The sequence below is a fragment of the Halorubrum sp. AS12 genome (genome assembly GCF_051122765.1).
GTDB lineage: Archaea > Halobacteriota > Halobacteria > Halobacteriales > Haloferacaceae > Halorubrum > Halorubrum trapanicum.
In genome coordinates, this window is sequence record NZ_CP185385.1 from 125,961 (window position 1) to 143,625 (window position 17,665).

Consider the following 17,665-nt stretch of genomic DNA (forward strand, 5'->3'; position numbering starts at 1 on the left):
CTTCGACGACTCCTCGACAACCCCTCGACGACGCGCACTCCGCCGCTGCGTCGTCCGCACGGCGGCCGTCGCTACTCCGCTCGCTCGAAGCGGTGTCGTACCACGTCGGCGTCGTCGTCCCACTCGAAGCTCCCGCCGTGCGCGCGGACCATGCGCTCTTTGTACGCCGAAAGCGACGGCGACCCCTCGCGTTTCGCGTCCTCGTCGGTCATCTCCCCGAGCGTCCGTTCCGTCACCTCGGTCAGTTCGAAGGCGACGCCGTCGACCTCGAAGGTGTCGCCCTCGTCGCCGTATCGATTTCCGCGGTGGAGCTGGGTCACCTCGCCGTCGAGGGCAGCCTGCTTCACGCGGTCGTTCGGGAGCAAATCGCTCGGGTCGGTGTCGGTCATGCGATCCCGCTCGGACCGCGACGGCTTATGCGCGGCGGCGGGAGGAAGTCGGTGCCGCCGCCGCGGTTCTCGCCGAACCGCGCCGCGTTACGGATCTCGAAACTGCCGCCTCGTCGGTTGTTCACGTCCGTGAACATCGGTTTCGCGTTCCGAGCCGAGGGATTCAAGATACTGCCGACACCCTTCTCCGATGATGCGTCAGGACCACCTCATCACCGCGACGCAGCTCTCGCGGGATGACATCGAGACCGTACTCGACCGGGCCCGAGCGGTCGCCGACGACCCCGCCGCCTACGCGGACCGGCACGCCGGCCGCGTGCTCGCGCTCTGCTTTTTCGAGCCGAGCACGCGCACCCGGATGAGCTTCGACAGCGCGGCCAAGCGCCTCGGCATGGACACCATCGGCATGGGCGATGTCGACTCCTCGTCGGTGTCGAAGGGGGAGTCGCTGTCGGACACCGTCCGCGTTATCGAGGGGTACGCCGACGCGCTCGTCCTCCGGCACCCCAGCGAGGGTGCCGCGACGCTCGCGGCCGAGCGTGTCGACGTCCCGGTGGTCAACGCGGGCGACGGCGCGGGCCAACACCCCTCGCAGACCCTCCTCGACCTCCACACGATCCGCGAGGACCACGGCCTCGACGACCTCACGATCGGGATCATGGGCGACCTGAAGTACGGGCGGACGGTCCACTCGCTGGCGGCCGCGCTCACGGAGTTCGACGCCAACCAGCACTTCATCAGCCCCGAGTCGCTGCGGCTCCCGCGGTCGGTTCGGTTCGACCTCCACGAGACGGGCGCGCAGATCCGCGAACACGAGGAGCTGGAACCGGTCCTCGACGAGCTGGACGTGCTGTACGTCACCCGGATCCAGAAGGAGCGATTCCCGGACGAGAACGAGTACCACCGCGTCGCGGGCGAGTATCGGATCGACGCCGACACGCTCGACGCCGCCGCGGACGACCTCACCGTGATCCACCCGCTCCCGCGCGTCGACGAGATTGCGCCCGACGTCGACGAGACCGACCACGCGCGCTACTTCGAACAGGCGCACAACGGAATTCCGGTGCGGATGGCGCTGCTCGACACGCTCGTAGAGAACGCGAACCTTGACGGCGACGAGGGGATGGAGGTGGACCGATGAGCGAACACGAGCTCCGCGTCTCGAAGATCCGCGACGGCACCGTCATCGACCACGTCGAGGGCGGGCAGGCGTTGAACGTTCTCGCGATCCTCGGTATCAACGGCTCCGAGGGGTTCGGCGTCTCGGTCGGGATGAACGTCCCCTCCGACCGACTCGGCCGCAAGGACATCGTGAAGGTCGAGGACCGGGAGCTGTCCCAGTCGGAGGTCGACGTGCTCTCGCTCATCGCGCCCGAGGCGACGATCAACATCGTCCGCGACTTCGAGGTCGTCGAGAAGAACCGCGTCACCCGCCCCGACAGCGTGACGGGCGTGCTCTCCTGTCCGAACCGCAACTGTATCACGAACGCCGACGAACCGATCGAGACGCGGTTCGACGTCGTCGCCGACGGCGTGCGCTGCGACTACTGCGCGACGATCCTCCGCGCGGACATCGCCGACCACATCGACGTTTGAAACGTCGACTGGCGTTCGGTGTGGGATTCCCTCACGAGTCTCCCTCCGGTAAGTTTTAGCGCCCGCCGTCCGAACTCAGGATCTATGAGCAAGAAAGCCAAGCTCGTCCTCGTGCTGTCGCTCGTCGCGCTCGCGTACTTCCTGTTCGCCGGCGACAAGGAGCCGGTCGAAGTCGAGTAAGCGCGCGACGCCGCGCTCGCGCTCCCTCCGAGCCGCATCGACCGCCGAACCGCACTGCTCTCCGACTCGCGTCGCGCGTCGGCTCGTTCCCCGCGCCGACCGCCGCGATACCGTCCGTTTTTACCGACCAGCCACGTAGCCGGCTCCATGTACGGGGTCGTCACGCGCAACGCCGACGAGGTCGAGATGGAGCCGTTCGACCTCGGCTTCTACGAGGTGAAAGACGTCACGGGCCGGGCGGCCGAGCCGCTGCCGAACGCCGTGAACATGGTGTCGTGTTTCGGCGACAACGCGGCCGCGAGCGAGAACGACGACCTCGTCCCGGTCGACGAGCGCGGCGAGCCGGCGACCCGCGACCGCGAGTACTTCGACTGGGCGTACATCTGCCCGACGCACCCGGAGTACCGCGAGGGACTGTTCGAGATCATCGCGGACTGCGCCGCTGAGAACGAGGCCGTCCGCCTCGACGACGTGGGGTTCCCCCGCGAGGGGTTCTGTCACTGCGACCGCTGTGAACGCCTCTTCGCCGAGAGCGACCGCGACGACTTCGCCGACTGGCGCGCCGACGTGATCACTGAGTTCGTCGCCGAAGCCGCCGACCTGATTCCCGGCCGCCTCCTGCTAACCTTGTATCCCGACCCCTATCCCGACCACCTCTACGAGCGCGCCGGTCTCGACCTCGACCGACTGGCCGACCACGTCGACGAGTTCGTCGTCCCGCTGTACGACACGGAGTACGCGACGACCTACTGGCTGGAGACGATCGCTCGGGGGTTCCGCTCGCGGCTCGGCGGCGACTACGACCTTCACGGCGCGCCGCCGGAGACGCCGTTCTCGCTGGAGCTGTACGCGGTCGACGTCGACGTCGACGACCTGATCCACGCGACCGAGGTCGCGGAGACGTACGCGAAGGACGTGTTCTTCGGCTACGACGCGAACAACGCGGCCGCCGCGGTCCGCCGGAAAGACGCCGACTCGCGCGACGGCGAGGTCCACCGGCCGGACTGACGGGGTCAATCCCGCGCGGCGACGTGAACGAGGGTTTATCAGTGGCCGCGGCCGAGACCCACGTGACCGGCCGCCGGCGTGCGACACATCCGGTCGTCTCGCGTTCGCGCGAGGCGGTCGCCTTCCAACGTCCGCGCCGTAGCGGCGGTCACTCTACACCGTTGAGCCGTCGGCTCGTCGATTTCTCCGATTTTGTTGGAGTCAGCAAGTAGACCGCGATACGACATTTAAACGGAGCGAGTGACGGAGGCAATTGCTTATAAATCTCGGCGGTGGCGCGTGCCGGCGAACGCCCGAAGGGCGTGAGTCGCACGCGCGAGGGAGTCGGCCGACCGTAGGGAGGCCGACGAGGCTGGGGAGGCGTGAGGTGCGGTTGTTGTGCGGGGCGGGACTCAAAGGGGCAGCCGGGAGGCGGGCGCAGGCGACGAAAGCACCGCAACGAGTGAGCGGAGCGAACGAGCGAGGAGCGCAACGAGCGTGCGCCCGCCTCCCGGCTGGGGCTTTGGAGGTGCTCGCCGTCGTTCCGCAGTCGACTATTTATAAACGAGTGACTGGGGCTTTGGAAGTGTTCGCGGTCGATCCGACGCCAACTACCCCCTAAACCGTCACCTCCGATTAGTGAACCGTCCGATTGTCGCTCGTGTCGATGTCTTCGATCGGGTCGGCGTTGCCGAACTCGGGCGTCGGTCCGTCACCCGGTTCCGCCCAGTCGACCGCGTTCCGGAGGACCTGCCGAACGTCCTCGTCGTAGTAGATCGGGTACGTCTCGTGGCCCGGGCGGAAGTAGAACACCTTCCCGCTCCCGCGGCGGTAACAGCACCCGGAGCGGAACGTCTCGCCGCCCTCGAACCAGGAGGTGAACACGAGCGTGTCGGGCGCGGGAATATCGAAGCGCTCGCCGTACATCTCGGCCTCGTCGAGTTCGATCGACTCCCCGATCCCGTCGGCGATCGGGTGGCTCGGCTCGACCGTCCACAGCCGCTCGCGCTCGGCGGCCTCGCGCCACTTCAGCGAGCAGCTGGTCCCCATCAGCCGCTTGAATATCTTCGAGTAGTGCGCGGAGTGGAGGACGATCAGGCCCGTCCCGTCGAGGACGCGCTCGTGGACGCGGTCGACGACCGCGTCGCGCACCTCGTCGTGGGCGGCGTGGCCCCACCAGACGAGCACGTCCGTGTCGTCTAAGACCGCCTCGGTCAGCCCGTGTTCCGGACCCTCGTCGAGCGTGGCGGTGCGGACCTCGTGGCCGCCCTCGCGGAGGGCGTCCGCGACGACGGCGTGGATCCCGTCGGGGTACACCTCGGCGACGATGTCGCTCTCGCGCTCGTGTCGGTGCTCGTTCCAGACCGTGACGCGTGCCATACGCCGAATCGGCGCCGAACCGACTTGAGCGCTCGCCCTGAACAGTCCCGCACTCACCCGAAGGTACTTGCTTCGCGTCCGACAGGAGGAGGTATGGACGGTCCCCGACAGTTGTACCGCCGGGCCGACGACTGGGCGCGCGGCCTCTCCCGGCTGCGCTACGCCCTCCTCGCCGGCGTGGTGGTGACGGTATCGGTACTCGCGGTCGGCGTCCTCCTCGACACGTCGACGACGGCGTTCGCGGTCACGATGGGCGTCATACTGGCCGGCCTCTACTACGCCGGCGACGTGAACGCGGAAGACGGTTGACCGTCAGAAGCTGACTGGCCGTCAGAAGCTGACTGACCGTCGGAACCCGACTCAGGCCGTCGCTTCGACGTCCGCGAGCCGGTCCGCGAGGTACTCTGCGATGGAGACGTCCTCCTCCTCGACGAACCGCGCGAGCTCCTCGCCGTCGGGCGACTCGACGACGACCGTCGGGATCAGTTCGATGTCGTACTCCTCGACCAGCTCGCCCTCCTTGCCGGTCGGTCCCTTCGTCACCGGGAACGCCTCGATCCGGTCGTCGGGGACGCCGGCGGCCGCGAGCGCGGCGCCGAACTCGGGGAGCTGTCGCTGGCAGTCGCCGCACCAGTCGCCGCCCCACACTTTGAAAACGTAGTCATCGGCCGCGAGCGCTTCTATCACGGAATCGTCGAACGCGTCCGCGCCGAGGTCGTCGGCGGGCGCGAGCGTTTCGAGCGTCATAGGGAGTCGTAGGTCACGGAGGCACGTAAACGGCGCGTCGGTGGCAATACGAAGTTCGGGTCGTCTACGACGGAACTGTTCCCGTAGTCCGGAATTGCGTCGGTCCGACTGTTCTTAACTCATAACTTGTCACGAACACCGTCGAAGCCCCGGGCGCTCGGCGATACGCGATCGACACCGCTGTCGCCAACCATCCCGAAGCCCCGGGCGCGAGGCGGGCGCACGCTCGGGGCGGTCCTCGCTCGTTCGCTCCGCTCACTCGCTGCGGTCCTACCTTCGCCTGCGCCCGCCTCGCGCCCGCCCCTTCGAGTCCCGCCCGACCGCGACCGCACGGCACCTCACGCCTCCCCAGCCTCGTCGGCCTCCCGTCGCTTCGCTCCGGTCGGCCGACTCCCTCGCACGCGCTCCTCGTGGCCGCCAAGGGCGGCCACTCGGAGGCGCGCGCCACCGCGTCTGCCTCGGCGTTCGCCCGTTTGTTTATAAAGGCTCTGTTGAAATCCTCAGAAAGCGATATATTCTGATTTGATGTGGTCAGTACAGGATACTAATATCTCGATGGATGGGGAGAGTTCACGACGCTCTTCAGGCTTGGAACTCTTCTCTCCGGTAGTACAGGTATCCGGAGACGAGTATAACTCCTACAAATACAAGCGGGTTCCCCCGGACAATCGTGGATTGAACTGCTCCTACGACCCATGCTACGATGAGGATACTCACACCTCGCTTAGTCTGTTGCCACATCCCATAGGAACCAGCTAAGTAGAGGAGCCCGACAGGGAGATGCGTTAGTGATCCCGGAATTGACAGTACAAGACTTGCGAGCCCAAGTAATCCAGTCCAGACTGCAATAATCACAACCCCCAACGGTCGTCGATTAAGTAGACTCATAAACGAACATTGTAACAGCTGTTAAATTTGTTTATTGGTTTAGAATGTACGCTAACTACGCAGTTCTCACCGACCGGCTGTTTCAGGCGTGAATATATCTAAAGAAGAGGATTTCAACAGGGCCATTATAAACGGATTCACCCCTCGCGGCCGACATCGATTGCCGGAGTCCACGGGGCCTTTGGGTCGCGGCCGCCTCGTGTCGGCTAATGGACGACGACATCCTGTCGACGCTCGGCTCGCCGCTGGTGCGGGTCGACGCGCCCGCGGGAACCACGGTGGCGGCGAAAGTCGAGTCCCGCAACCCGGGCGGCTCGGCCAAGGACCGCCCCGCGCTGTACATGGTCGAAGCGGCCGAGGAGGCGGGCGAGATCGAGCCGGGCGACCGCATCGTCGAACCCACCTCGGGCAACACCGGCATCGGCCTCGCGATGGTCGGCGCGGCGCGCGGCTACGACGTGACCCTCGTCATCCCCGAGGGGAAGTCGATCGAGCGCCGCCGGCTGATCAAGGCGTACGGCGCGACCGTCGAGCTCGTCGACGGCGACATCTCGGACGCGAAGGAGCGCGCCGACGAACTCGAAGCAGACCCGGACACCGTCCAGCTCCGACAGTTCGAGAACCCCGCGAACCCCCGCGCGCACTACGAGACGACCGGCCCGGAAATAGTCGATCAGGTCGGCGACCGGACCGTCGACGCGTTCGTTGCCGGCGTCGGCACCGGTGGCACGCTCTCCGGCATCGGCCGCCGACTGCGCGAGGCGTTCCCGGACGTCCGGATCGACGCGGTCGAGCCGGCGGACAACGCCGTCCTCTCCGGCGGTCCCGCGGGAAACGACGGCTTTCAGGGGATGGGACCGGGGTTCGTCGCGCCGAACCTCGACGTGGATCTGATAGACGAGGTCCATACCGTCGAACTCGCTGACGCCGAGACCGAGTGCCGCCGCCTCGCTCGCGAGGAGGGGATCCTGGTCGGGCAGTCGTCGGGCGCCTCGAACCTCGCCGCGAAGGACGTCGCGGCCGAGCTGCGCGAGAGCGGCGCGTTCGCGGGCGAGAAACCCCTCGTCGTCACCGTCTTCTGGGACAGCGGCGAGCGCTACCTGACGGCGGGGACCTTCGACGGATGACCTCGGCGTTGATTCGGACCGGCGCGGCCGTCGCGGACCGGGAGTGCGCCGCGGACCAAGAGTGCGCCGCGGACCGGGAGTGAACCCCCGACCGCTCTCCGGGAGACGACGGTTTATACGGGCCGCGCGCGACGGCGGAGACGAGACGTGAACCGCGCGCTCGACGCCACGGTGTCGCGAGCGTCCGCGACGACGACCCGGTCGATTCCGACGGCGCGGAGGGGGCGGTCGGCGTGAACTGGCGCTACCGCCATACGGTGTTGACGCTGTGTATGCTCGCCTTCTTCGTGACGTACTTCGCTCGGCTGGCGATCAGCCCGGTCGTTCCCCTTATCATCGACGACTTCGGGGTCTCGAACACCGCGGTCGGGGTCGCGCTCTCCGGCATGTGGTTCGCCTACGGGCTCTCGCAGTTCCCGAGCGGAATCTTCGCGGACCGGTACGGCGAGCGCCGGGTCATCCTCGTCGCGGTCGGGGGAACGACCGCGATGAGCCTCCTGCTCGCCGTCGTTCCGGTCTTTCCCGCGTTCGTGCTGGCGGCGGTCCTCCTCGGACTCGCGGCGGGACTTCACTACGCGGTGGCGACCACGCTGCTCTCGCGGACGTTCGACGACCTCGGCACCGCGGTCGGGCTTCACTCGCTGGGCGGCCCGCTGGCGGGGCTGGTCGCGCCGGTCGCCGCGACCTGGGTCGGGTTCCGCTACGGGTGGCGCCCCGGCGTCGCGCTGGCCGCGGTCGTCGGCGTTCCGATCTTCGTTCTGTTCGCGCGGCGCGTCCGGCCCACCGAGCCGCGGCGCCCGGACCAGCCGATGTCGGAGCGGCTCCGGATCGGGCCGCTGCTCGAACTGGTCGGCCGCCGCGAGATCCTCGTCCCGCTCGCGGTCGCGACGCTCGGCACGTACGTCGCGCAGGGCGTCATCTCCTTTCTCCCGACGTTCCTCGTCGAGTTGCGGGAGTACACGCCCGCGTTCGCCGGCGGGGTCTTCTCCGCGTTCTTCGTCGTCCGCGCCGGGGCGCAGGTCGGACTCGGTCGGCTCTCGGATCGCGTCGGTCGCGACGCGAGCATCGCCGCCTCCCTCCTCGGCGGGGCGCTCGGTCTCGCCGGGCTGGTCGCGCTCCCCGACCTCGTCCGACTTCCGGTCGCGGTCGGGCTGCCGGCGCTTCCCGAGGTCGTCGCGCTCGGGGTCGTCGTGTTCCTCGCCGGACTCGGGTCGAGTTTCTTCTCGGCGATCGACCCGCGGTTCATGGACGCCCTCGGCGACTCGGAGCGGGGGGCCGGCTTCGGCCTGATCCGGACCGTCTACACCGTGATCGGTTCGGCCGGGTCCGTCGGCGTCGGACTCGTCGCGGACCTGTTCGGCTGGGGGGCGTCGTTCCTCGTCATCGCCGGGATGGCGGGGGTCGCGTTCCTCGTCATCTCGGTGAACGCGCTCGTCGGCGAGGGGCGGTGAGGCGACCGACTCCGCTGCCGACGGGAGTGGGACGCGGCGTGTCAACCCCTCCCGCCCGACCCGAACCTTCGAGTCGACCCGGCCCGAAGCCGGACTGTGTACGACTACCACGCCCACACAAACTACTCGGACGGGGCGTTCCTGCGCTGGATGGTCGACGCGGCGGCCGACGCCGGACTCGACGGGATCGGCTTCGCCGACCACTGTAACGTCTCGCCGGAGTCGAACGCGCGCCGTCACAAGCGCGCGTTCGGGTTCAACTTGGACCTGACCTACGAGCGGCGCCGCGAGGCGATCGAGGCGGTCCGCGAGGACGCCGACGTCGACGTGTTCGACGCCGTCGAGATGGACTACGACCCCGTTCACGAGGACGCGATCGCGGCGTTCCTCGACGACGCGGGCTTCGACTACGCCGTCGGCAGCGTCCACGAGCTCGACGGGGCGAACGTCCACACGCGCTCGCACTTCGCTGACAAGCCGGAGTCCGAGCGGCGAGAGCTGGTCGACCGGTACTTCGAGACGCTGGTCGCCTTGATCGAGTCGGAGCTGTTCGCGATCGCCGCGCACCCGGACCTGATCGAGCGGAACCCCCACCTCCGCGGGTTCGCGACCGAGGACCACTACGCGGCGGTCGCCGAGGCGTTTCGAGACTCGCGGACCGTGCCGGAGATCAACGCCGGACGACTGCTCGGCGACTACGGGGAGTTCCACCCGGCGCCCGCGTTCCTCGACCGCCTCGCCGACGCCGACGTCGGCGTGACCGTCGGGACCGACAGCCACGAGCCGGACGCGATTGAACCCCGGATGCGGGAGATCGAGGCTGAACTCGACCGCCGCGGGTTGGAACCGATCCGGATCGACCGAGTGGCGAAGAACGCCTGACGCGGTCGGCTATCGAGTTCGACGAAGCGCGGCTTCGTCGGACGACGCGGTCCCGTCGAAATCCGCAGAAACGGATGGGCGCTGGTCGCCGAGTACTGGCGACCCGCGTGGTCCAGCGCCCGCAAGACGTCACTCCGTGTCGTCAGTGTCGTAGTCGGTCGTACCCACCGCGTTGCGAATGTTCTGGTACCGCTGTGAGTTCTGTAGCTCTTCGAGGCTGATGTTGAGGGTCCCCGAGGCTCCTTGGTCGGTCGCGACACCGCTCGTGAGGACGCTCTGAATTCCCTCCTCGATGGTCATGTCTATCTCATACACGTCCGACTGAGGAATGTACGTCAACAGCCCACCGGTCACCGGGTTCGGCGCCAACGGCAGGAACATCGAGACCATCTCCTCGTGACCGGTTGACTCTTCGATCGTCACCGGCGCCTCGCCGGTCTTGAACCCGAGCACGTAGACGTCCTCGTCGAAACACTGGACGAGCTTCACCTCCTGAAACTTGTCGTCCTGTTCGTCGAGAACCACGTCCCCCATCCGCCGGAAGCTCTTGTACACCGTTCCGACGCCCGGGATCGAAGACACCATCAGATCGAAGACGTCCACGACCCGCTGCCCGTAGCGATTGCGTCCCACAACCCCGACGACGGCGATGACGAGCACGAGGACCGCGATCGCGATGAGCTCGGAGACGAACGCCACGACGTCGGCGTAGATCCCGATCTCGATGAGCAGCTGGACGAATCCGCCCGACTCGATGCGTTGGATGAGACCGGCCCACCGCAGAACCTGAATGAGCGGGTCCAGTGCGTTCCGAACGAACCCGATCGCGATACTGACGATGTACAGCGTCACGACGACGGGAATCATGATCGCGACGCCCGTGATCAGCGAATTGTATACGCGCGAGTACAGGGATTGCCCGGTCTGTTTTGCCCGGATCGCTACTTGGGAGGGCTCGCTATCGTCAGGGGACGACATGATACGTTCTTCTGTGGGGACTGGTAAAATAAATGCTCATTCACGTAATCGGCGATGGAGGCGCCCCGCTCAGTCGAACAGCGCGAATCAGAGATTCGCTTGCCCGACGAAGCTACGCTTCGTCGAACACGGTGAGACGATCGCTCACTCCGTTCGCGCTGCGACTCACCTGCTCGATCCGGCGTAAGCCAGATCGAACTGCGAAAATCAAAGAATTTCGCGCTTGACTTCGGCTTACGCCTCGTCAAACACCGATAGGCTCGCTTTGCTCGCCTATCGAATTCGACTTCGCTTCGCTCAGTCGAACAACGTCTCGCCCTCGACCATGTGCTCCTCGACGGTGTCCATGTCGAGCGTGACGCCGAGACCGGGCTTCTCCGGCACCTCGATGTATCCGTCCTCGATGACGTCCTCCTCGACGAGGTCCTCCCACCAGCCGAGCTCGTAGGAATGGTACTCGATCGCGAGCGAGTTCGGGATGGAGGTGCCGACGTGGGCCGCCGCCATCGTCGCGACCGGTGAGGCGACGTTGTGCCGATCGCGACGGGGACGTAGTACTGGTTCGCCACGTCCGCGATCTTGCGGGTCTCGCGCATGCCGCCGACCTTCGGCAGGTCCGGCGCGACGATGTCGACCGCCTGGTTCTCAATGAGGCGACGCAGTTCGGTGACGCGGTAGCGGTTCTCGCCGACCGTGATCGGCGTAGTCGTGTTCTTCGTGACCTCCTCCTGTACTTCGAGGTTCTCCGGCGGGACTGGGTCTTCGAGCCACCACACGTCGTACTCCTCGATGGCGTCCGCGAGACGCTTCGCGGAGCCGCCCGAGAACGTCCAGTGGCAGTCGAAGGAGACGTCGGCCTTGTCCTTCACGCGCTCGGTGACCTTCTCGACGATCTCCGCCTTGTGGCGGATCTCGCCGGGCCGGAGGTGGCGGTTCGCGCGGTCCTTCTCGAAGCCCGAGGGGACGTCGAGGTCGAACTTCAGGGCGTCGTAGCCCAGCTCGTCGACGACGCGCTCGGCCTCGTCCGCGCAGGCCTCGGGGTCCGCCTCCTCCTCGGTGTGGCAGTCGCAGTAGACGCGCATCTTGTCGCGGTACTTCCCGCCGAGCAGCTGGTAGGCGGGCACGTCGAGGATCTTGCCGGCGAGGTCGTGGAGCGCGACCTCGATACCGGAGATGGCCGTGACGGTGACGCCCTCGACGGAGCCTTCGCCGGACATCTTCTGGATCAGGTGCTCGTAGAGGCGGTCGATGTCGAGCGGGTTCTCGCCGACGACGAACGGCTTCATGCGCTCGACGAGTTCGGGCACGCCGGCGCCCCAGTACGCCTCGCCGGTGCCGACGACGCCGGCGTCGGTGTAGACGCGGACGAGCGTCCACGGGAAGTTCCCGTCGACCATCGTCGTCTGAACGTCCGTGATCTCGACGTCGCGGCCGCCGCCGCGCGTCCCGGTGGTCCCCATCGTCTCGGCGGAGAGCTCTCGCATCGTGTACTCCGCGTTCGGGTCGTGGAGCGACTCGTAGTTTCGGCTCATACGACCCCGGTTCATTCGGAACAGGGTAAACGTTTACCTTCGCACGCAGCACGCCCCGAACAGGTGGCTTTTCATCCCCGTACGCGCAATGGGCGGCCATGGTCGAAATCACTGATTCTCTCGCGTGTCTGTACACGGGCCGAGTGGAGTCTCGGGGCGACGAGTATGTTGTCACCGTTCCCGCCTCTGAGATCGAACACGGTAGCGTCAGCGTCGGCGAGACGTACCGAATCGCCGTCCTGGACCGCGCCGGACCCGAGGAGGGGGAGTCGGCGTCTAACGCAGACGGCGGCGCGTCTGTTTCCGACGGCGACGGCGCCTCGACCGGAACCCCGTCCGAGGACGGGAAACGCCCCACCTCTCGCGGTGCCGCCGGCGCCGTCCAGCCCGATCCGCCCGTCTCTGAGGGAGAGGTCCGCGACGTGACGATCGAGACGCTCGGCGACAAAGGCGACGGGATCGCGAAGATCGAACGCGGCTACGTCGTCATCGTCCCCGACGCCGAACCCGGCGAGGAGCCGACCGTCGAGATCACGAGCGTCCGCGAGAACGTCTCGTTCGCGAACGTCGTCGAAGAGTAGCGGCGCGCACCGGACGGATTCCGTTTCCGCGGCCGCGACCCGCCCGTCGTCACGCGTCCCTTCTCACTCGGGCGGGTCGCCCCGCGAGAACAGCGCTCGGAGGTTCGATGGCGAGAAGAACGAGGACGGCTCGTCCATGTGGACGCCGATCTCGCCGGACAGCGCCCGCAGCCCGACTCGTTGGACCGGTTCCGGCAGCGAGTAACACCGTCGGATCGCCTTTCCGAGACGGATCTCCGTGGCCAGCTCCTCGCGCCATCCGGACTCGTAGTCGGCGAGCGTCGCCGGGTCGCGCGGGTCGATGGCGGCCGCGGCGACGTCGGCCGCGCGCATCCCGTAGAGGATGCCGCCGCCGGTGAACGGCTTCGTCTGCGCGGCGGCGTCGCCTATCAGGAAGCCGCGGTCGCTCGTCGTCGACGCCGGCGGTCCCACCGGGATAGCGCCCGAGCAGCGGTGGTCCGTAGTCGCGCCGTACGCGTCGGTGAGCCGGTCGAACCCGGCGGAGACATCCTCGCTCGGCGGGGCCGCCAGCCCGTACTCGACGCCCGCGTCGCCGCGCGGGATCCGCCACGCGAAGAACGTCGGCGCGGTGAGGTGGACGTCGACGTAGTCGCCCGCGTCCGACTCCTCGTCGAACGCGAGGACGCCGTGAAGCAGTTCGCCCGGCTCGGGGAGATCGAGCGACCGCCGGACGCGCGACGTGGGACCGTCGCAGCCGGCGACCATCCGGGCCTCGAACCGCTCTGTGTCGCCGTCCGCGAGGCTGGCCTCGACCGCGACCCGGTCGTCGCGCTCGTCGACCGAGACGACGGTGTGGCCCTCGCGGAGGTCCGCGCCCGCCGCTTCGGCGAGGTCCGCCAGCGTCCGGTCGAGTCCGACGCGGTCGATCACGTTCGACACCGGCTCCCGCTTGTAGAACGGGTAGGCGGCGGAGTCCGGCCCGCCGACGTGGAACCGCGCGCCGAAGACTCGGTTCTGTCGGAGCCGGTCCGGTGCGTCGCCGTCGACGTACTCCCAGATATCCGTCGAGACGTGCCCGGAGCAGGCCAGCGGCTTCCCGACGGTCCCCGACTCCAAGAGGAGGACCTCGCGACCCGCCTCGGCGGCCCGGCGCGCGAACCGCGACCCGGCCGGCCCGGCTCCGACGACGACGAAGTCGTACACGCCTGGAATCACCGCCCCGAGGCGGCTAAACGGTTCCGGCTCTCGGTCGGCGCCGCGGTCACTCGTCGCCGCCGAGCCAGCCGAGCGCGGCGTCGAGGTCGGTCCGCGGCGGCGAGCAGGTGAACCCCTGACAGACGTAGGCGGTCGGTTCGCCGTCGGTCGCGTCCCGGTCCGCCCAGATCGGCGGGGCCTCTGCCATCCCGAGTCGGTCGAGCCACTCGTCGAGTCCCGCCGCCGTGGCCGGACGCGGCGCGACGAGGGCACCCGGGAGGTACCGTTCGCCGAGCGTCTCGCGCCACTCGCCGGGCACCTCGTCGGCGGCGATCGTCACCTCGATACCGCCGGTCTCGACCAGGTCGGCCGCCCGGACGAGCGAGGCGTGTTCCAGCGGCCCCCCGCGGATCCGATCGGCGTGGGTCGTCACGACTCGCTCCGCGATCTCCCGGAACTCCCCGTCGGTTCGGAACCCGTCGAGGAGCGCGAGCGTCTCGGCCGCGACGCCGAGGCTCGACGGCGTCGAGCGGTCGGTGAACTCCTGCGGTCGCGCGATGAGGGGGCCGGCATCCGTGGTCTCGGCGCCCTCGCCGCCCTCCGCGCCCCCCTCGTCGTCCAGATCTCGCGTGAAGTAGATCGTCCCGTCGTCGGCGTCGTAGAACTCGTCGACGAGGTCGTCGGCCAGCTCCAGCGCGAACCCGAGCGGCTCCGGGTCGCCGGTCGCGGTGTAGACGTCGAGCGCGCCGCGCGCGAGGAACGCGTAGTCGTCGAGGTACCCCGGCCCGCGCACGTCGCCGCCGAGCCAGCGACGCGCGAGCGCGCCGGTCTCCGCGTCGGCGTCGTAGAGGCGGTCGCGACAGAAGTCGAGCGCCTCCCGCGCGATTTCGGCGTACGGCTCGCCGAGGGTCCCCCCGGCCCTCGCGGACGCGGAGACGGCCCGCCCGTTCCACGAGGCCAGCACTTTCTCGTCGCGGGCGGGTCGCGGCCGCGACTCCCGGGCGTCGAACAGCGCCGTACGCGCCTCGGTCAGCGTCTCCCGAATCTCCTCGGGCGAGAGGTCGCGGTCCGCGGCCAGTTCCTCGACCGACGCGGCTATCGTCGGAACGGTCGTGCCGCGCTCGAAGTTGCCCCGGGCCGGATCCCGTACCGGTCCTTCGCCAGCGACGCCGCCGGCTCGTCGAGGACGGCGTCGACCTCCTCGGGGGTCCAGACGTAGAAGGCGCCCTCGACGTCCTCGTCCTCGGCGGATTCACTCTCGTCTTCGCCCCGGCGGCTCGCGGGCGGTCGGCTCCGCGCGTCGAGGGTGCTGAAGAAGCCGCCGTCCTCGTGGCGCAACTCGCGGTCGAGGAACGCGAGCGACTCGCTCGCGACCCGGGCGTACGCGGGATCGCCCGAGAGCCGGTAGCCGTCGAGGTAGGCCATCGGCAGTTCGGCGTTGTCGTACAGCATCTTCTCGAAGTGGGGGACCGTCCACTCGCGGTCGACCGCGTAGCGGTGGAACCCCCCGCCGATCTGGTCGTACATCCCGCCGTTGGCCATCCCGTCGAGGGTCCCCGTCGCGGCCGACAGAAGCGCGTCGCGGCCGCTCCGCGCGTACGCTCGCATGAGGAGGTCGATCCGGCCGGGCATCGGGAACTTCGCGCCGCCGCTCCCGAAGCCGCCGTGTTCCTCGTCGTAGCCGCGCAGGGCCGCCGCGGCGGCCGTGTCGAGCAGGTCGTCGCCCGGCGGCGAGGCGGCGCCCTCCCCGTCCGGGTCCGTCGCGTCCGGCGTCGGCACCGACTCCAGTTCGTCGCGCGCGCTCTCGGTCCACTGGTCGGCGCGCCGCTTCATCTCCTCGCGCTGCTCCGGGTCGCTCCAGGAGTCGGCGATGCGTTCACAGAGGTCGCGGAAGCCGGGCTGGTTCCGGCGCGGCTCGGGCGGGAAGTAGGTCCCGACGTAGAACGGCTTGCCCTCGGGCGTCGCACCACGCCGAGAGCGGCCACCCGCCGCCGCCGGTGACGAGCTGGCAGACGGTCATGAACGTGCTGTCGACGTCGGGGCGCTCCTCGCGGTCGACCTTGACCGGGACGAACGACTCGTTCACCACCTCCGCGACCGCCTCGTCCTCGAAGCTCTCCTCGGCCATGACGTGACACCAGTGACACGAGGAGTAGCCGATGGAGACGAACACGGGCACGTCGTGTTCGCGGGCGCGCTCGAACGCCTCGTCGCCCCACGGCTGCCAGTTGACGGGGTTGTCGGCGTGCTGTTGGAGATAGGGACTCGCCTCCCCGTCGAGGCGGTTCCGCTCGGTCGGCTGTGACATACGCCCGGTTCGGCCCGGCGGGGCAAAAGGCGTCCGCACCGGGACGGACGCCGCCGCTATCGCCGCCGCGACCCCGATGGGTATCCACGAATAAGCATACATCAGTCCGAACAGAGAGTAAGGTTTACACTACCGTGCGGACACCCGTCGGGCATGACGGAGACCGTACTCCTGGTGGGGGGCGGCGGCCGCGAACACGCGATCGCCCGCGCGGTGGCGGACGACTGCGCGCTGTACGCCTGCGCGAGCGTCCGGAACCCGGGGATCCGACGGCTCGCGGACGGGTTCGAGGCGATAGAGGAGACGGATGCCGAGGCGGTCGCCGACTACGCGACCGCCGTCGGCGCGAACCTGGCGGTCATCGGCCCCGAATCGGCGCTGGAGGCCGGAGTCGCGGACGCGCTCGACGACGCCGGCGTCTACGCGTTCGGCCCGCGGGCGGAGGAAGCGCGCTTGGAGACCGACAAGGCGTACCAGCGGGAGTTCATGGAGGAGAACGCGATCCCCGGCTGCCCCGACTACGCGGTGTTCGACGACATCGAGGCCGCCTGCGAGTACATCGACGGCTACGACGGCGACCTCGCGGTGAAGCCCGCCGGACTCACCGGCGGCAAGGGCGTGAAGGTGATCGGCGATCAGGTGACCGCCGAGGAGGCGAAGGCGTACCTCCGCGACTCCGACTACGACCGCGTCGTCCTCGAAGAGCGGCTCGTCGGCGAGGAGTTCACGATTCAGGCGTTCGTCGCGAACGGCGACGTCCGGACGACGCCCGCGGTCCAGGACCACAAGCGCGCCTACGAGGGCGACGAGGGACCGAACACCGGCGGGATGGGTTCGTACACGGACACCGGCTTCTCACTGCCGTTCATGGCCGAGGGCGACTACGACGCCGCTGTCGACGTACTGGACGCGGTCGTCGACGCGCTCCCCGACTACAAGGGCGTGCTCTACGGGCAGTTCATGCTCACCGACGAGGGACCGAAGGTCGTCGAGTTCAACGCGCGCTTCGGCGACCCGGAGGCGATGAACACGCTGCCCGTCCTCGACACGCCGTTCGTCGACGTACTCGCCGCCGCGCGCGACGGCGAGTCGCTTCCCGAACTCTCCTTCTCTGGCGAGGCGACCGTCTGTAAGTACGCGGTGCCCGACGGCTACCCGACCGACCCCGACGCGGGCGCCGAGATCGCGGTCGACGAGGAGAGCGCGGGCGACGCGCTCCTCTACTACGCGAGCGTCGACGAGCGCGACGGCCGACTGTACACCACCACCTCGCGGGCGTTCGCGGTCGTCGGCCGCGGCGACTCCATCGCGGCCGCCGAAACGCAGGCGGAAGACGCGCTGGCGGCCGCGGGCGACCGCGTCCGGATCCGCCACGACATCGGCACGGCGGCCCTCGTGGAGCGCCGGATCGAGCACATGGACGAGCTGCGAAGCTGAGAGCGCAGGTCCGCCGGGCCGCGGTCGCCCTCCGAACCGTCGAGACC

General features: G+C 68.5%; 19 protein-coding genes and 1 pseudogene. 9 read left to right on the forward strand and 11 right to left on the reverse strand.

The genetic code is table 11. The features are described from left to right. Positions 1–71: 71 nt before the first annotated feature. Both ACODNG_RS00645 and ACODNG_RS00650 read right to left on the reverse strand, forming a co-directional pair. Positions 72–389, reverse strand: coding sequence for an ASCH domain-containing protein (locus tag ACODNG_RS00645; protein WP_434522006.1), 318 nt, complete (start codon positions 387–389; stop codon positions 72–74). Continuing rightward, positions 386–526, reverse strand: a complete 141-nt coding sequence (locus ACODNG_RS00650) for a hypothetical protein (protein WP_434522007.1) — start codon at positions 524–526, stop codon at positions 386–388. The genes ACODNG_RS00645 and ACODNG_RS00650 overlap by 4 nt, the downstream gene beginning before the upstream one ends. A 56-nt stretch (positions 527–582) precedes the next feature. Between ACODNG_RS00650 and pyrB the strand changes: the two genes are divergently transcribed. From pyrB to ACODNG_RS00665, 3 genes are all read left to right on the forward strand, one after another. Beyond that, on the forward strand, positions 583–1,530 hold the full coding sequence (pyrB, locus tag ACODNG_RS00655) for an aspartate carbamoyltransferase (RefSeq protein ID WP_434523036.1): 948 nt from the start codon (positions 583–585) through the stop codon (positions 1,528–1,530). Next, positions 1,527–1,985 carry an aspartate carbamoyltransferase regulatory subunit gene (gene pyrI / locus ACODNG_RS00660; protein WP_434522008.1) on the forward strand — a complete coding sequence of 153 codons (459 nt, stop codon included), beginning with the start codon at positions 1,527–1,529 and terminating at the stop codon, positions 1,983–1,985. The genes pyrB and pyrI overlap by 4 nt, the downstream gene beginning before the upstream one ends. 327 nt (positions 1,986–2,312) lie before the next feature. Further along, entirely contained in the window at positions 2,313–3,173 is an 861-nt protein-coding gene (locus ACODNG_RS00665; protein ID WP_434522009.1) for a hypothetical protein, read from the forward strand. Positions 3,174–3,788: 615 nt separating this feature from the next. Here the strand turns inward: ACODNG_RS00665 and ACODNG_RS00670 are convergent. After that, the gene (locus tag ACODNG_RS00670) at positions 3,789–4,532 is read right to left on the reverse strand and encodes a ThuA domain-containing protein (protein ID WP_434522010.1); all 744 of its coding nucleotides are present in this window, start codon (positions 4,530–4,532) and stop codon (positions 3,789–3,791) included. Positions 4,533–4,625: 93 nt separating this feature from the next. Between ACODNG_RS00670 and ACODNG_RS00675 the strand changes: the two genes are divergently transcribed. Continuing rightward, positions 4,626–4,841, forward strand: coding sequence for a hypothetical protein (locus tag ACODNG_RS00675; RefSeq protein ID WP_434522011.1), 216 nt, complete (start codon positions 4,626–4,628; stop codon positions 4,839–4,841). Between the two features lie 51 nt (positions 4,842–4,892). On the opposite strand, the gene ACODNG_RS00680 is transcribed toward ACODNG_RS00675, so the two are convergent. Both ACODNG_RS00680 and ACODNG_RS00685 read right to left on the reverse strand, forming a co-directional pair. Further along, positions 4,893–5,279: a TlpA family protein disulfide reductase gene (locus tag ACODNG_RS00680; protein ID WP_434522012.1), complete on the reverse strand. Its 387-nt coding sequence runs from the start codon at positions 5,277–5,279 to the stop codon at positions 4,893–4,895. A gap of 582 nt (positions 5,280–5,861) precedes the next feature. After that, a complete protein-coding gene (locus tag ACODNG_RS00685) occupies positions 5,862–5,996 on the reverse strand; it encodes a hypothetical protein (protein WP_434522013.1) in 135 nt (44 codons plus the stop codon). 380 nt (positions 5,997–6,376) lie between these two features. Here ACODNG_RS00685 and ACODNG_RS00690 point away from each other — a divergent pair, with 380 nt between their 5' ends. The 3 genes from ACODNG_RS00690 to ACODNG_RS00700 all read left to right on the forward strand — a co-directional run bounded on the left by ACODNG_RS00690 (position 6,377) and on the right by ACODNG_RS00700 (position 9,627). Then, positions 6,377–7,294, forward strand: a complete 918-nt coding sequence (locus tag ACODNG_RS00690) for a PLP-dependent cysteine synthase family protein (protein WP_434522014.1) — start codon at positions 6,377–6,379, stop codon at positions 7,292–7,294. Positions 7,295–7,527: 233 nt separating this feature from the next. Further along, positions 7,528–8,745: an MFS transporter gene (locus ACODNG_RS00695; RefSeq protein WP_434522015.1), complete on the forward strand. Its 1,218-nt coding sequence runs from the start codon at positions 7,528–7,530 to the stop codon at positions 8,743–8,745. A 96-nt stretch (positions 8,746–8,841) separates the two neighbouring features. Then, the gene (locus ACODNG_RS00700) at positions 8,842–9,627 is read left to right on the forward strand and encodes a PHP domain-containing protein (protein WP_434522016.1); all 786 of its coding nucleotides are present in this window, start codon (positions 8,842–8,844) and stop codon (positions 9,625–9,627) included. Between the two features lie 129 nt (positions 9,628–9,756). On the opposite strand, the gene ACODNG_RS00705 is transcribed toward ACODNG_RS00700, so the two are convergent. Both ACODNG_RS00705 and ACODNG_RS00710 read right to left on the reverse strand, forming a co-directional pair. Beyond that, the gene (locus ACODNG_RS00705) at positions 9,757–10,566 is read right to left on the reverse strand and encodes a DUF502 domain-containing protein (protein WP_434523037.1); all 810 of its coding nucleotides are present in this window, start codon (positions 10,564–10,566) and stop codon (positions 9,757–9,759) included. A gap of 336 nt (positions 10,567–10,902) precedes the next feature. Continuing rightward, positions 10,903–12,137, reverse strand: a pseudogene (locus tag ACODNG_RS00710) (mandelate racemase/muconate lactonizing enzyme family protein). Positions 12,138–12,235: 98 nt separating this feature from the next. Here ACODNG_RS00710 and ACODNG_RS00715 point away from each other — a divergent pair. Beyond that, the gene (locus ACODNG_RS00715; protein ID WP_434522017.1) at positions 12,236–12,718 is read left to right on the forward strand and encodes a TRAM domain-containing protein; all 483 of its coding nucleotides are present in this window, start codon (positions 12,236–12,238) and stop codon (positions 12,716–12,718) included. Between the two features lie 63 nt (positions 12,719–12,781). On the opposite strand, the gene ACODNG_RS00720 is transcribed toward ACODNG_RS00715, so the two are convergent. The 4 genes from ACODNG_RS00720 to ACODNG_RS00735 all read right to left on the reverse strand — a co-directional run bounded on the left by ACODNG_RS00720 (position 12,782) and on the right by ACODNG_RS00735 (position 16,181). After that, the gene (locus ACODNG_RS00720) at positions 12,782–13,882 is read right to left on the reverse strand and encodes a geranylgeranyl reductase family protein (RefSeq protein WP_434522018.1); all 1,101 of its coding nucleotides are present in this window, start codon (positions 13,880–13,882) and stop codon (positions 12,782–12,784) included. A gap of 58 nt (positions 13,883–13,940) precedes the next feature. Continuing rightward, on the reverse strand, positions 13,941–14,837 hold the full coding sequence (locus tag ACODNG_RS00725) for a hypothetical protein (protein WP_434522019.1): 897 nt from the start codon (positions 14,835–14,837) through the stop codon (positions 13,941–13,943). A 131-nt stretch (positions 14,838–14,968) separates the two neighbouring features. Beyond that, positions 14,969–15,706, reverse strand: a complete 738-nt coding sequence (locus ACODNG_RS00730; protein WP_434522020.1) for a hypothetical protein — start codon at positions 15,704–15,706, stop codon at positions 14,969–14,971. A 43-nt stretch (positions 15,707–15,749) separates the two neighbouring features. Continuing rightward, positions 15,750–16,181, reverse strand: coding sequence for a DUF255 domain-containing protein (locus ACODNG_RS00735; RefSeq protein WP_434522021.1), 432 nt, complete (start codon positions 16,179–16,181; stop codon positions 15,750–15,752). Between the two features lie 153 nt (positions 16,182–16,334). Between ACODNG_RS00735 and purD the strand changes: the two genes are divergently transcribed. Beyond that, positions 16,335–17,618 carry a phosphoribosylamine--glycine ligase gene (gene purD, locus ACODNG_RS00740; RefSeq protein WP_434522022.1) on the forward strand — a complete coding sequence of 428 codons (1,284 nt, stop codon included), beginning with the start codon at positions 16,335–16,337 and terminating at the stop codon, positions 17,616–17,618. Positions 17,619–17,665: the final 47 nt, after the last annotated feature.

What these genes read in the sequence shown, in the direction of transcription:
- ACODNG_RS00645 (WP_434522006.1), bottom strand. Translation starts at nt 389, where the DNA reads ATGACCGACACCGACCCGAGCGATTTGCTCCCGAACGACCGCGTGAAG.
- ACODNG_RS00650 (WP_434522007.1), bottom strand. Translation starts at nt 526, where the DNA reads ATGTTCACGGACGTGAACAACCGACGAGGCGGCAGTTTCGAGATCCGT.
- pyrB (WP_434523036.1), top strand. Translation starts at nt 583, where the DNA reads ATGCGTCAGGACCACCTCATCACCGCGACGCAGCTCTCGCGGGATGAC.
- pyrI (WP_434522008.1), top strand. Translation starts at nt 1,527, where the DNA reads ATGAGCGAACACGAGCTCCGCGTCTCGAAGATCCGCGACGGCACCGTC.
- ACODNG_RS00665 (WP_434522009.1), top strand. Translation starts at nt 2,313, where the DNA reads ATGTACGGGGTCGTCACGCGCAACGCCGACGAGGTCGAGATGGAGCCG.
- ACODNG_RS00670 (WP_434522010.1), bottom strand. Translation starts at nt 4,532, where the DNA reads ATGGCACGCGTCACGGTCTGGAACGAGCACCGACACGAGCGCGAGAGC.
- ACODNG_RS00675 (WP_434522011.1), top strand. Translation starts at nt 4,626, where the DNA reads ATGGACGGTCCCCGACAGTTGTACCGCCGGGCCGACGACTGGGCGCGC.
- ACODNG_RS00680 (WP_434522012.1), bottom strand. Translation starts at nt 5,279, where the DNA reads ATGACGCTCGAAACGCTCGCGCCCGCCGACGACCTCGGCGCGGACGCG.
- ACODNG_RS00690 (WP_434522014.1), top strand. Translation starts at nt 6,377, where the DNA reads ATGGACGACGACATCCTGTCGACGCTCGGCTCGCCGCTGGTGCGGGTC.
- ACODNG_RS00715 (WP_434522017.1), top strand. Translation starts at nt 12,236, where the DNA reads ATGGTCGAAATCACTGATTCTCTCGCGTGTCTGTACACGGGCCGAGTG.
- ACODNG_RS00730 (WP_434522020.1), bottom strand. Translation starts at nt 15,706, where the DNA reads ATGAAGCGGCGCGCCGACCAGTGGACCGAGAGCGCGCGCGACGAACTG.
- ACODNG_RS00735 (WP_434522021.1), bottom strand. Translation starts at nt 16,181, where the DNA reads ATGTCACAGCCGACCGAGCGGAACCGCCTCGACGGGGAGGCGAGTCCC.
- purD (WP_434522022.1), top strand. Translation starts at nt 16,335, where the DNA reads ATGACGGAGACCGTACTCCTGGTGGGGGGCGGCGGCCGCGAACACGCG.